The organism is Caldithrix abyssi DSM 13497 (genome assembly GCF_001886815.1).
GTDB classification, from domain to species: domain Bacteria; phylum Calditrichota; class Calditrichia; order Calditrichales; family Calditrichaceae; genus Caldithrix; species Caldithrix abyssi.
In genome coordinates, this window is the sequence record NZ_CP018099.1 from 682,287 (window position 1) to 695,847 (window position 13,561).

10 protein-coding genes are annotated in these 13,561 nt (G+C 44.8%); 6 read left to right on the forward strand and 4 right to left on the reverse strand.

Annotated features, from left to right (window positions below):
• Positions 1-79: 79 nt before the first annotated feature.
• Entirely contained in the window at positions 80-1,003 is a 924-nt protein-coding gene (locus Cabys_RS02700; RefSeq protein ID WP_006928582.1) for a DUF4097 family beta strand repeat-containing protein, read from the reverse strand.
• Positions 1,004-1,137: 134 nt separating this feature from the next.
• Between Cabys_RS02700 and Cabys_RS02705 the strand changes: the two genes are divergently transcribed.
• The 4 genes from Cabys_RS02705 to Cabys_RS02720 all read left to right on the forward strand — a co-directional run bounded on the left by Cabys_RS02705 (position 1,138) and on the right by Cabys_RS02720 (position 6,437).
• Complete coding sequence (locus tag Cabys_RS02705) at positions 1,138-2,733, forward strand: class I adenylate-forming enzyme family protein (protein ID WP_006928583.1); 1,596 nt, start codon at positions 1,138-1,140, stop codon at positions 2,731-2,733.
• A 211-nt stretch (positions 2,734-2,944) separates the two neighbouring features.
• Positions 2,945-3,754 carry a choice-of-anchor V domain-containing protein gene (locus tag Cabys_RS02710; protein ID WP_006928584.1) on the forward strand — a complete coding sequence of 270 codons (810 nt, stop codon included), beginning with the start codon at positions 2,945-2,947 and terminating at the stop codon, positions 3,752-3,754.
• Between the two features lie 128 nt (positions 3,755-3,882).
• A complete protein-coding gene (locus Cabys_RS02715; protein ID WP_006928585.1) occupies positions 3,883-4,164 on the forward strand; it encodes a 4a-hydroxytetrahydrobiopterin dehydratase in 282 nt (93 codons plus the stop codon).
• A 299-nt stretch (positions 4,165-4,463) separates the two neighbouring features.
• Positions 4,464-6,437: an amidohydrolase family protein gene (locus tag Cabys_RS02720; protein WP_006928586.1), complete on the forward strand. Its 1,974-nt coding sequence runs from the start codon at positions 4,464-4,466 to the stop codon at positions 6,435-6,437.
• 7 nt (positions 6,438-6,444) lie between these two features.
• Here the strand turns inward: Cabys_RS02720 and Cabys_RS02725 are convergent, their stop codons facing one another.
• From Cabys_RS02725 to Cabys_RS02735, 3 genes are all read right to left on the reverse strand, one after another.
• A complete protein-coding gene (locus tag Cabys_RS02725; protein WP_006928587.1) occupies positions 6,445-6,972 on the reverse strand; it encodes an NADPH-dependent FMN reductase in 528 nt (175 codons plus the stop codon).
• A gap of 52 nt (positions 6,973-7,024) precedes the next feature.
• The gene (locus Cabys_RS02730) at positions 7,025-7,933 is read right to left on the reverse strand and encodes a proline dehydrogenase family protein (RefSeq protein ID WP_006928588.1); all 909 of its coding nucleotides are present in this window, start codon (positions 7,931-7,933) and stop codon (positions 7,025-7,027) included.
• A gap of 561 nt (positions 7,934-8,494) precedes the next feature.
• Positions 8,495-10,663, reverse strand: coding sequence for a penicillin-binding protein 1A (locus Cabys_RS02735; RefSeq protein WP_006928590.1), 2,169 nt, complete (start codon positions 10,661-10,663; stop codon positions 8,495-8,497).
• Between the two features lie 411 nt (positions 10,664-11,074).
• On the opposite strand from Cabys_RS02735, the gene Cabys_RS02740 reads away from it, so the two are divergent.
• Positions 11,075-12,760, forward strand: a complete 1,686-nt coding sequence (locus Cabys_RS02740; protein WP_006928591.1) for a tetratricopeptide repeat protein — start codon at positions 11,075-11,077, stop codon at positions 12,758-12,760.
• Positions 12,757-13,548, forward strand: a complete 792-nt coding sequence (gene lolB1, locus Cabys_RS02745; RefSeq protein WP_006928592.1) for a lipoprotein insertase outer membrane protein LolB1 — start codon at positions 12,757-12,759, stop codon at positions 13,546-13,548. Before Cabys_RS02740 ends, lolB1 begins: the two co-directional genes overlap by 4 nt.
• Positions 13,549-13,561 lie beyond the last annotated feature (13 nt).

Here is a 13,561-nt window from a genome sequence, read left to right on the forward strand (position 1 = left end):
CGGCCGGGGAGCTTACGAAGCGATCCTACCAGAACACAAGCTCGCGCTCCCGCCGCAGAAGCTGCCTGAAACACAACGATTAATATCTTATTACCTTACCGGAGATATCGTGCGTTGAGAGTTTTCCGCCGCCATCGTTAACAATGATTAAATCGCCGTCAACCTGTTTGACGACAATGTCGCCGCTTCCGTCTTCAATTTCCACCGTGCCGATGACATTGCTAATTTCCAGGCCTCCCGAGGAATCATCTATCTTGATGTAGCCTTCGGCATTTGTAATGGAAATATCTCCCGAGCTGTCTTCAAGATCGATGTCCGCAGTGATATGGGAAAGTTCGATGTTGCCCGAAGAATCGTCAACCTTCACTTTACCGTCCGCCAGGCGGATTTGCAGATCGCCAGAGCCATCGTCAATCACAATTTTACCTTTAATTTTTTCCAGAATAATGTCTCCCGATCCATCGTCGATCTTTAAATTGCCGGCGATAGAGGTAGCCAAAATACTTCCGGACCCATCATGAATTCGCACCGGCCCCTGAATGTCCGCCAAAAAGATATCGCCGGAGCCGTCTTTCAGGTCAATATCGCCCTGAATGTTTTTTAGATCAATGAAACCGGAGCCATCTGAGATATCCAGGTTGATGGTTTGTGGTACGGTTACGGTTAAATTAATTCTTAAATTCGGCTGTTCAAACAACCAGCTAAAAAATCCGTCTTCGTAAATCTTGCTGGTTAATACCACCTTTTTGCCTTCGCGACGCAGTTGTAGTTTAACCACTTTTTGCACCTCTTTCCATGTGGTGTTTTGGGGCAAAAGTTCGGCGATCACCTGGATTTCTGAGGCGTCGGGCTGGCCCACGATTTTTAAAAAGCCCTCTTCGCATTGGATGCTCAGTTTTTCCACGCCCCGGGCAGACAGGGTTAGCGTTTTTTGCCTGTTGTCTTTAGCCGTTAATGGAAGGGTAAAAATTAAAATCAAAAAAAATCCGATAATGGTTCGCATGTCAAAATCCTCCTGCTAAATAATTTGTGACGTTATGATCTACGAAAAGATGGTAAGAAGGTTTAAATTTCTTTGCTTAAAATCCGTTTCTTTTTAAATTGTTATTGTCAATATCAAATTTGGGAAATAAAGCAATGGCAGAAAATAGTTTGACCATCCCGGCTATTTTAGAAAGCAATTTTTCCAGGAGTTCCACCAGAGTAATTTTTAATTTTCCCGATGGAAGTTCGGCAACATTTGCGGTCTTTTACAATCGGGTGGAACTGTTAAGCGAGTTTCTATTAAGAAATGGCATCAAAAAAGGGGATTGTGTTGCCATTCTGGACAGCCGTTTTACCAATTTACCGATCATCTATTTTGCGCTTGCTCAGATTGGCGCCATTACCATACCCATTGTGCCGGCGCTCTCGGATGAAGATTTGCATTTCTTTTTAAAGCAGAACCGGATTGTCGCTGTATTTGCCGCGCAAGAAATTAAGCCCCGAATAAAACAACATAGCTACCACCACTTGAAATTTTTTATTGATATTCATTCCTTTAAGTTTGAATCGTTGCAGGAAGATACAGTATCTGAAAAATTTGAAAAAGAAATCCATAAAATAAAAAAGGCGGCCCTGGAGCTGGTTAAAGCGGAAGAAGTTATTCCGCCCCCGCAGATTGAAGAGGACGATGAAATTCAACGTCTTATTTTGCCCGATTTACACGGAAAGTGGCAGTTTTACCGGTACAACCATAAACACCTGATCTCATCGGCCAGCATTGCCAGCGAAACCATCGGCCTGAACGCAGAGAGCAAAGTGCTTTTGCTTTTGCCGTTCTATTTTAATTTGACGTTTTCGCTGGGCGTTTTGGGAACCATTTTAAAGGGCTATCAGGTGGTCTTTGGCGCCCAACCGCAAACGCTCGGAGAACTGGCTGATCTAATCAAACGCTACCAGCCCACGCATGTGCTTCTGGAAAGCGGCCTGTTAGAAAGAATTTTAAAGCCACAACTCCAGGCGGTTGGACGCCGATCCATTTTGAAAACTTCGCTAAAGATATTTTCATTTTTAAAAGATAAAATTACCGGCGGCAAACTGGATTTTATGAAACAGGTTGAGTGGCTAATTTCTGCGAACTTAACACCGCTCAACCGTTCCTGTAACCAATTTTTACTGAAGAATAAAATACGGCACCATCTACTTTTTGGCATATTTGAAACAACCTCGGTTTTGCTAAGCGGAAAAGCCGTTGAAGATTTTTGCTGGATCAAAGGACAACTGGTTAGAGATATGGAGGCCAAAATAGAAGAAGGTGAAAGGCCGGGCGGCGCATTGTGGGTAAAGGGGCCGAATGTGTTAAAAAGCGATCCGACCACTGACTTTAGCAGAACGCCTCTGATTGCGGAACCTGCCGAAGAAGCCTTCAAAATTTTAGGATTCCATTCCACCATTATTGAATTCGCGTCGGGATTTAAACTGGACGCTCGCGTTGTGGAGGCCTCGCTGCGTGAATTGGAAGAGATTGTAGAGGTCTTGATTTTTAAACACAATGACGAGCTTGTTTTAAAAGTTTTGCCCAATCCGGAATTAATGAGTCTCAATGAGGGCGAACTGGAAGCCCATTTAATCAAAAAGATACAAAATCATCTTGCCGGACAATTTCCGTTTCCGGTAGAAATCTCAAGAATCTCTATTGAACGACAACCGTTTCCCAAAACCTACCTGGGGCAGTTGTTACGAATTGAGTGATTTCTTTCTAAGACGGACTTTGATTTAGTGAACTGCAAAGCGTGCCATAACAACATAAATGTCGTCTCAAATATAAAATGTTGTGAGTGCATTTCAGTCTGGGGATTTCATCTTTTTTTGAGAGAACGCGCTTATTTTAACGTTTATCAGGGAATAATTCCTCCGACATCTGCGCTTAATTTATTGAATATTTTACGAGGAGGAGAATTCCATGAAACAGTCTATTGATTTTATTTCAAAAAAGCCGCTTATTGTGTTATTGCTTTTATTAGCCATCGGCTACCTCTGGGCAAGTTCGAACGGGGTAACTGGCAAAACAACGCTGGGAAACTCGCCGGGTTGCACCTGCCACAGCGCCCAGCCTTCTGATAATGTAACGGTTACCATTTCAGGGCCGGATACCGTACAGCCTAATGCAGTGGCTACCTTTCAGGTTCAGATTAGCGGCGGAACGTTAAGCGCTGCCGGAATCAATATAGCCGCCAACCGGGGGCAACTGGAAGCAGATGACGCTTTTCTACAAAAACTCAACGAAGAACTTACGCACAGCTCCCCCAAGTCACCATTTAATAATGTGGTTACCTTTCAGTTTACTTACACAGCGCCCGAAACAGAAGGGCCGGCAGTTATTGCGGCAACGGGAAACAGTGTTAATCTTAACGGTTCAACTTCTGGCGATGTATGGAATCACGCGCCCAATTTTACCGTACAGGTCAAACTGCCATCAGCGCTTAACGGTGACTCTGGCCTTCAGCCAAAAGATTATCTTCTGGAGCAAAACTATCCCAATCCATTTAACGCCAGCACCACCATTCAATTTTATCTGCCTAAAACTACCGTTGTTCGTCTGACGGTTTTGAATGCCGCGGGAGAAAAGGTCAAAATTCTAACCGAAAGTATTCTTTCTGCCGGAAAACATTCACTTAACTTTAAAGCCGATGATTTACCTTCGGGAATGTATTTTTACCGACTTCAGACAGCAGACCGCATTTTAACGCGTAAGATGTTATTGTTAAAATAAATTGTCTCTGTTGATGAAAGTAGAGGCAGGCTCATAATTGATTTTCGGCAGATATGTCGTTCTACTGACTGTCGCCTGTGAAATAATTGAGGCAAGGTCTTTGTTGTAAAGTAAAAAAGGACATTGTCATGGAGAAATTAAGAAAAGAAGAAGCACAGGATTTGATTAAACGGCTAAAGAACTGGAAATTGCAAGACGAACAAATCAGCGCACAATGGCAATTTACAGATTTTACCGAGGCCATGGTTTTTATCAACAAAGTAGCTATCTTAGCAGAACGACACGGGCATCATCCCGAAATTTTTAATGTGTACAATCGTGTTCGTTTAACGCTCACCACGCACGATGCAGGCGGTTTGACGCAGAAGGATTTTGATCTGGCCATGGCCATTGATGAGCTTTTGTCTTAAAGAATAGCACTTGAGATTTGGCAATAGTTGTAAAAAGGTTTACTCAAGCCTGAATGTGGCAGTTTAATGCATTGGAAAAGACGGATGAGTTGGAAATCTGCCCTGCTATTCGTCAGCGTTGACATCATTTAAGTTTTTAGGCAAAATGGTTTTAATTTTTTATGCCCACCAGAGATTTATTTTCATTAAACGGCAAAAGCAAGATTAAGGCGAGCGATTAAAAAAACATGAGTCATCATTGAATTTAAATTTTTTATGCCTTAAATTCTTCCAATTTATTTAACCAAATGGAGAGCGCCATGCAAGAGGTAGATTTAATTTTTAAAAATGCGCGTGTTTTGACCATGGATTCCGAATTACGGCAATTTGAGCCCGGAGCCGTGGCCATTAAGGGCGATGAAATAGTGGCGGTCGATAAAGAGGAAGCCATCCTCAAGAAATATAACGCCCGGGAAGTGGTAAATTGTCAGGATAAAGTTTTGATGCCCGGCCTGGTGAACGCCCATACCCATGTGCCCATGACGTTACTGCGCGGCGTTGCCGACGATCTTCGGCTTGATGTGTGGCTTTTGGGGCACATGATGCCCGTGGAACGCGAGTTTGTTTCACCGGAATTTGTGCGGCTGGGGACTTTGATGGCCTCCGCCGAATTGATACGTTCCGGGGTGACGACATTTGCCGATATGTATTATTATGAAGAGCAGGTGGCACAGGCTGCCGCCGAGGCCGGATTAAGAGCAGTTTGCGGTGAAACGGTCATTAAGTTTCCGTCGCCGGATGCTCAGTCTTACGAGGAGTCGCTGGAGTACACACGTGATTTTATCAAGCGCTGGAAAGATCATCCCTTAATTACTCCTTCTGTGGCGCCTCACGCGCCTTACACGTGTACAACGGAAATTTTGCAGGCGGCCACTGAGTTAGCCCTTGAGTTTGATGTTCCAGTTCAGATTCATCTGGCGGAGACCAGACAGGAAGTGGAGACAATGCGCAGGGAGCATGGCATTCCTGTAATTCCATACATCCGTAAAATAGGCATGTTAGAAGCTAAAATTATTGGCGCGCATCTGGTGCACGTTGACGAAGGAGAAATGCACACACTCAAAAACTTTAATGTGGGCGTGGTGCACAATCCCTCTTCCAATTTAAAATTGGCTTCCGGCTTTGCCAAAGTGACGCAAATGAGCGCCATGGGGATCAATGTGGGGATCGGAACCGATGGCCCCGCATCGAACAATGATCTGGATATGTTTGAAGAGATGCGTCTGGCCTCATTTATTGCCAAGGGCATTACCAATGATCCGACGGCGTTGCCGGCCCCCCATGTTTTGACCATGGCAACGCGCATTGGCGCTCAGGCTCTGCATCTCGATAAGCAAATTGGTTCTATTGAAGCGGGCAAAAAGGCCGATTTGATTTTGATCGATACCAGCGCCATTCACAATTCGCCGCGTTACAAACGTGAGGATAAAATGTCATTTGCCCAGATCGTTTATGCGACCAAAACCTTTGACGTGACAGACGTGCTGGTTAACGGTAAATTTTTAATGCGCGATAAGAAATTACTGACTCTGGATGAAGAGTCGTTGTTGAAAGAAGCGCAGAATTTTGCACGGCGCATCGATTCTTTTCTGCTGGAGCGTGAAAAATCCGTACTCTCTAAACTGATCGCCATTGAAACGGCCACCGAAGAAGAAAGCTTTGAAGTGCAGATTAAGGTGCCGGTGAAAAGGTTTGACGAGATCTTTGAAAAACTGAAAAAACCGGAAATAAAGGTTGTCTATCAGCGACACTATTTGCAGTACGATACTTATTTCTATTTTGACGATGCCGATCAGGGGCGCCTGCGCTATCGGGAAGATGAAATCATCAATCCACAAGGTCAGATTGTTAAAGCGCGCTATCGTTTGACATTACTTGGACCGGCTTTTGAACGGGAATTTGCGCACACGGTTCTTCTGTCACGCTCCAGATATCTGGCTAAAGCCACGCACAGCCTGCGATTTTACCGGGAGTATTTTAAACCGATTAAAGAGATGGTGATTGAAAAAGAGAGATATCGCTGGAAAGTGGTCTTTAAAGAAACGGAATTTTACATCAACCTGGATCGTCTGGTCATTCCTAAAATGGGCGATTTTCTGGAGATCAAGAGTCGTACCTGGAGCAGGCATGATGCGGAAGAAAAAGCGGTTCTTGTGGCCGATTTACTAAAAACGCTGGGGCTGGAAGCGGCGGAGCCCATTGGTAAGGACTACTCCGATCTGGCGCTTGAATAAAGCGCGGCTACGAAGCTAACAGTTTTTCAGCAAGGCGAATGGTTGTTTTAACCAGTTCATTAATTCTTTTTGTGATTTCGGTAGGCAGGGGGTGTGTTTCCGAAATCTGGTTTTCGAGTGCGTAAACATAGCGGGGGACGATGAGACAGCGGGCGTTAAACATCAGACTGTTCAAGAAATTCATGGGCGCCATGTAGCTATTCCTGCCGCCTCCCACAGCCATGAGTCCGATAATTTTGCCTTCCCAGGCGGAACCGGTTAAATCGAATAGGTTTTTGAGAGCGGCATTCATTTCGTAATTGTAAATCGGCCCTGCGACAATCAGGGCCGAGGCTTTTTCAATTTTTTGTTTGATTTGTTTGACATGCGGGTGATTGAAGGTTTCTCCTCCGTCACACAAAGGCAGTTGATAATTACGCAGATCAATTAACTCCGCCTGCTGACGATGTTGTTTAAAAACTTCAAGCGCGCTTTGCGATAGAACAAAACTGCGGCTGGTTTTATTTAAGCTGGCGCTGATGATTAAATATTCCATCCACAATCCTACATGTTCATTAAAGAACTAAAGTACGCTTTTAACGCCCAAATTATTTCCCAATGCCGAAGATTCGTTTGAATACGTAGCCGGCCATCTTGGGATTTTCTTTCAAACGCCGCGTAGAATAGCCATACCAGTCCTTACCAAACGGCACATACACGCGCAAGCGGTGTCCGGCCTTTACCAGAATGTCGCGCAGTTGTTCCTGAACGCCCAACAGCATCTGAAATTCGTAATCCATTTTGTCCAGTTTTAAGCGATCGATGACGGTCAAGGCGTGGTAGATCAGCTTTTCGTCATGGGTGGCAATGCCAGTGTAGCAGCCGTTGGAGAGTAGTTTGTCGAGATTGTATTTAAAGCTTTCGTTGATAATATCCATGTCTTTAAAGGCGATGTCACGCGGTTCTACATAAATGCCCTTGCACAATCGCAAATTGGCTTTGTGCTCGACTAAACGATTGATATCATCGATGGTTCTTCTTAAATAGGCCTGGATGACCGTTCCCACGTGCTGGCTGCCGAATTCTTCTTTAAGCTTAAGATAAATGTCAATCGTATCATCGGTGGTCGTATGATCTTCCATGTCGATGCGTACAAAGTTATTCAGCTTTTGCGCTTCCAAAACAATGCGGCGGATATTATTGTAACAAAAATCTTTGCTGATTAAAAGTCCCATATGCGTGGGTTTTAATGAGACATTTGAATCTAGGCCCTCGCGGTCAATGGTTTTTAGCATTTCGATGTAGGTATCGGCGGCCTGCTTGCAAATTTGTTCGTCTTTGCTAAACTCGCCGAGTAAATCCATGGTGGCCATTATTCCTCTGGCGTTCAATTCCTTAACTTTTGCCACGCCTTCCTGGAGTGTTGAACCGGCAATATAAATTCTGGAAAAGAATTTAACAATGGGTTTAGGCACCAGCGGCAAGCTCCAGACGATTAAATTATCGAATAGTTTCATAGAGACCTCGTCATATTTTAATGTTTGCTTAATCGTTTGTAAACATTAGTCTTTTGTAATTTAAGAGCTTAAAATAATAGATTCAACCAAAACACGATATTTTTTGTGCTATTTTTAACGAAGTCTGTTAAAATATTGATGGAGATAGGGAAAAATGAGATTATTGGATTGGAGTGTTTGATTTAAGGCTTTTGCGAGAGCCATCAGCAAGAAACGCTGCGCTGTTAATGATCATTCGTGCTTTATTAACCGTTCAATTGGGATGCGCAAACCGTTAAAACGGTTCACGCTTCATACCTCCCAACGCAGATGCGGCGCACATATTCAGGCCTTTCCACCGTTAAAACGGTAGAAAGGCCACATCTATACCCCCCGCAGGTTTTTAAACGGAGTCCAATAAACCTCCCTGTTTACACCATTCCTTTTAAGCGCAGGATTTTCCGCCCCCGTGTTCATAGCCCGCGCGTCTCATTCGGCAAGTTTAAGCCTCTCACGCCGCTCTTAAAAACCGTTAAAACGGTTCCCCCTCTCCGCGTCCCTCCCACGCCTTTTTAACATCTCTTAAAAAATATGGCGCCGTTTCTTACGATAGGGAATGGGCTCCTGGTGTTTGTCGCACTTTTTAGACGGCGCGTATTTTAAATTAAATAGTTCTTCGTACGTTTCCGGACAGTAGGGCGTGGCCAGCAAATTGGTTTCTGCGCAAATCTTTAAGCGGGCAACCCCAGAAGCCTGAGGAAAATCCTTGTGCTTGCGAATATCCGGAATCGAATCATAGACCATTTTCATAAAATCCGCCCAGAAGGGCAGAGCGGCCACCGAGCCGGTCATCCCGCGGCCCAGGCTGTATTTAAAGTCGTCCAGTCCCACCCAGATACCGGCCACCATATCCGGCGTAAAGCCAATGAACCAGGCGTCGGTGTAGGAGTTGGTTGTGCCGGTTTTACCGCCGGCTTTTTCGTAAAATTTAAAAACCGTTCTGGCCCGGGCGCCCGTTCCGCGATTGACCACCGTTTGCAGCATATCGTTCATAATGTAGGTGGTTTCCGGCGACAGGGCTTCTTTCATGCGCGGCGTTTGCGTGTAAATGACATTACCGTTTCGATCCTCAATACGCGTAATGGCGATGGGATAGACATGCACGCCGTTATTGGCAAAAATGCCGTAGGCAGAAATAATTTCCAGCGGAATCACATCCGCGCTGCCCAGAGCCAGGGAAGAATAGGGATGCAGGGGCGTGGTGATGCCCATTTCACGGGCATATTTAATGACCATTTGCGGCGTAATATCGGCAATCAGGCGCACGGCAACGGAGTTCAGCGATTTGCGTAAGGCTTCGCGCAGGGTGACCATTTCACCGCTAAACGCGCCGTTGTAATTTTGCGGCGTCCAGCGCGTGCTATCGGGATTAAATTCCACCGTGGGCAAATCCGGGTATTTACTGGCGGGAGAATAACCGTTATCAATCGCCGCCGTGTAAAGAAACGGTTTAAAGGCGGAGCCGGGTTGACGCATCATTTGCGTAACGCGGTTCCACTTCGATTTTGAAAAATCCCGCCCGCCGACCATGGCCAGAATATGCCCGTTGTGTGGATCAATTGCCGTAAAGGCCAGTTGCACTTTGCTGATACTCTCATAGGCCGAGTCGCCCAGTTCTTCTTTAATTTTTCGGAAGACCGATTGCCGCCGAACGCGTTCCTGAATAGCGTCAATATGTTTGGCAATGGACATTTCCATGTATTTTTGAACGCGCGTGTCCAGCGTGGTGTAAATACGCAAACCGTCTTCATAAATATTAACGCCCAGCGAATCCTGCAACTTATTAAGTTTGCGTCGCACATATTCCGTGAAGTAGGGCGCAATTTTCATTTTGTACGGATCGGTGATATCCAGTCCCAGCGGCAATTGTTTCAGGCTATCAAACTCCGCTCTGGTCAATTTACCATTGTCCATCATCATGCTCAGCACCACATTACGGCGTTTTAGGGCGCGTTCCGGATGACGAATGGGCGAGTAATAGGTTTGACCCTTCAGAATTCCGATTAAAAGGGCCGCTTCCTGAACATTCAAATCTTCCACATCTTTATTAAAATAGCGCTTTGCCGCCGCCCGAATGCCGTAAGCATGATTACCAAAAAAAGTAATATTCAAGTACATACTTAAAATTTCTTCTTTGGAATAGGTGCGTTCGATCTGGATGGCGGTTAAAGCTTCTTTGATTTTACGATCGAAGGTCTGGGCATAACCAAAATACAAATTGCGCGCCAATTGCATGGTGATGGTGCTGGCGCCCTGCTTCAATTCCATGTGGATCAAGTCAACCAGTAAGGCGCGTAAAATTCCTGTCAGATTAATGCCCCAGTGGTTGAAGAAGTCGCGATCCTCAGTGGAGATCAATGCGTCGATGACGTATTTTGGAATCTTTTCATAGGGCGTATAGGTGCGATTAAACGTGAAAAACGAATGCAAAACCTCGCCGTCCGCCGAATAAACAACCGTGGCGATTTCCGGATCAATACGCTCCAGCTTTTCCAGAGGGGGCAATTCCTTGCTTAGCGAATACAGATAGAGCCCAAAAACCAGCAAAAATATCAAAGCGCCGGCAATGCCAATCCACGTTGTTGTTTTCAGCCGAAAAGGTGAAGAGGCCGACCCTTTTTGCGTTCCCGTTGTTTTCTTTATTTTCGTACGACTAATAGAACCCGTGTTGGTTCTTCGTTTTCGTTTCATTGCGCTCCTTTTACATTCTTCATTTTTGGTAAGCTAAAAATTAATAAATTTAACTCTAATATAAAATTTTTTCTCCATTAAAATGGTTTGCTTTACAGAAAGGCTTCTTTTTGTCGGCAGTGCGTCAATTTATGTCTGCCGCAAACAGAACCTTCCCATCAGGCCAGTAACCATTCCATTTGTTAAAAAAAGAAAGCTACAATTAACCCTGATGAGGGAAAGGCTCCCGAACATGCGACCATGCATTCAAAATAGAACATTCTTCTTTTTAAGCGACACGGTCTTGCGAAAGAAGTCTTTGTTTTTCAGGAACTAAATAAAAGAAAAAGGGATTTAATACCTGCAAACGATATTCATGGAAAAACTTAGCTTGTTATTTATTGGTAGTAGCTTTAAATTAGGCCACTTATTATGAAAAAAAGATATTTGATTTTCAACCTGTTAATTTTGATTTTTTTGGGTAGCTGCGTTCACTACCGCCCGCCCCTGAAAAAGGGTACGGAAAAAGAACATCCCCATGTGTTCAAAGCGCGCGATCATTTTTTACAGGGTATTTACTACCAGCAGGAAGGCCGATATCCGGAAGCTCTGGTCGAGTTTTATCAGGCCCTGCATTACGATTCCACTTCGGCCACCATTTACAGCGCCATTGCCGAAAACTACATTCAGCTTGGAGAATACGAGACCGCCGAACTCATGTTAAAAAATGCCCGGCGTCTGGCGCCGAACAATGCCGATATTTTAGAAATGTCTGCCGAAGTGGCTTTACGCCTGGGCAAAGACGACCAGGCCATCCAATTTTATGAACGGTTGCTAAAAGTGAATCCCTATGACGACAGCGCGCGGGAGATGCTGATCCTATTGTACCAGAAAAAAGGAAACGATCTGGCCGTGGCCCGACACAATCGGATGTTGATGGAATTGTACGGCGCAAACAAAGATTTACTCTATCGCTTAACGCAAACCTACCTGCGCACAAAAAAATACAGCGAGGCCACCAAAACGGTTCGCTCCATTTTAAAATTGGACAGCACAGATTCCAAGGCTTACTATTTTTTAGGGCTGATGCAGGAACAAAAACTGAATACAGACAGCGCCGCATACTACTATCAAAAAGCCGTCAAATTTGATCCAAAGTTTGACCAGGCGGTTGAGCGTTTGAACTTTATTTACCGCACAAAAAAAGCCTGGCCGCAAATTGTTCGACTGTACAAATATGTGTTAAAGGCCGACTCGGCTGCGGCGCCGGCAAAAATTTTAATCGCCGAAGCATATTTTAATATGAATCAGCCCGACAGCGCAAGCCTTTACCTTAAACCGCTGCTCCATCGATCGAACTTGCCGCCCGGCGTTTTTGAACTGGCCGGCAGGATTGCCCTGGATCAAAAAAATTACCCTCAGGCCGAAACGTATTTCAAAAAAGCCATCCAGGCCGATCCGGAGAATCGCCTGGCCTGGCTATTGTTAGCCTTCACCTATTCAAGCATGGACGATGTAGCCAGAGCCGATTCCACCTATCAGGAGCTGCTTGGACGTTTTGGGAATGAAGCGACTTTCTGGGCCTTTTACGGTAATTTTTTGCAGGAAAATCAAAAGTACCAGGAATCCATCAAAGCCTTTAAAAAGGTGCTGGAACTGGAGCCGAACAATGAAGCGGCGCTTTCGGGACTGGGCATTGTTTACGAAAACATGAAAATGTTCGCGCAATGCGACAGTATTTACGAAGTGGCCCTGCAGCGCCTGCCGGATAACCCATTGATCTTAAACAACTACAGCTACAGCCTGGCCGAACGCGATAAAGATTTACAGCGCGCTCTGCAAATGGCTCGACGCGCCATTGAACTGAGCCCGGATAACTCGGCCTATCTGGATACCTATGGTTGGGTGCTGTACAAGCTGGGGCGCTATCAGGAAGCCGTCAAATACATTAAACGTTCGATTGAATTGCGCGATGATTCCGCCGTGGTCATCGAACACCTGGGCGATGTGTACAAAGCCATGGGCGATCTGGAAAACGCCCTCCACTACTGGAAAAAAGCGCTGGAATTAGAACCGAATAACGAATCGTTAAAAAAGAAAGTAGAAGAATACCAATGATGAGAAGACTGCCGATCCTAATGATATTAACGTTTTTAATTATTTTGCAGGGATGTACTTCGAAACGCCCATTATTAACAAAACAATATCCCGATCTAACCTATCGTCAACTGCTGGAATTGCACGATCAATGGATCAACAGCATCCGAACGCTAAGCGCTAAGGGTCGAATTACCATCGATTCGCCGTCCTATTCCGGAAAATTTGAAGCCGATATTTATGCCAGCGGCAGGGATTCTCTGCTGATTTCGGTCAAGGGACTATTCGGGGCCAACGTGGGCAAGGTTTTTATTGGCAAAGAACGTTTTATCTTTTACAATCAGTACGAAAACCAATTTATTACCGGACAAAAGAGCGACTTTGAAAACATGAATTTTCTGCAATTCCCCCTGTCGCTCAACGAATTGCAACAGGTCTTTTTAGCCAGAGACGAATTTAATATTTTGAAAAAAGAAAAATTTGAAAAAAAGCCTGACGGGTATTTTTTAAGCGCCAAAAACGGTCGCTTTCATTATCACATCTGGTTTGATGCCAACACATTGCTCATTAAGCGCATTGAATATTACAATGACCAGAAGCTGCTGTTTTTTAAAGAATATCGACAATTCAGCAAAAAAAACGGCGTCCTATTTCCGCGTGTGATTAATTTTGTGCGGCCCGATGAAAAACAGGGCGTGAGCATTATTTTTTCTCAAATTGAGATCAACAAACCGCTTGATGGGCAGGTGTTTCAAATTAAAGTCAGCGAATCTGCAAAACAGTTAATTATTCCGTCAAGTAATTCATAATTTGGTGGGAAAT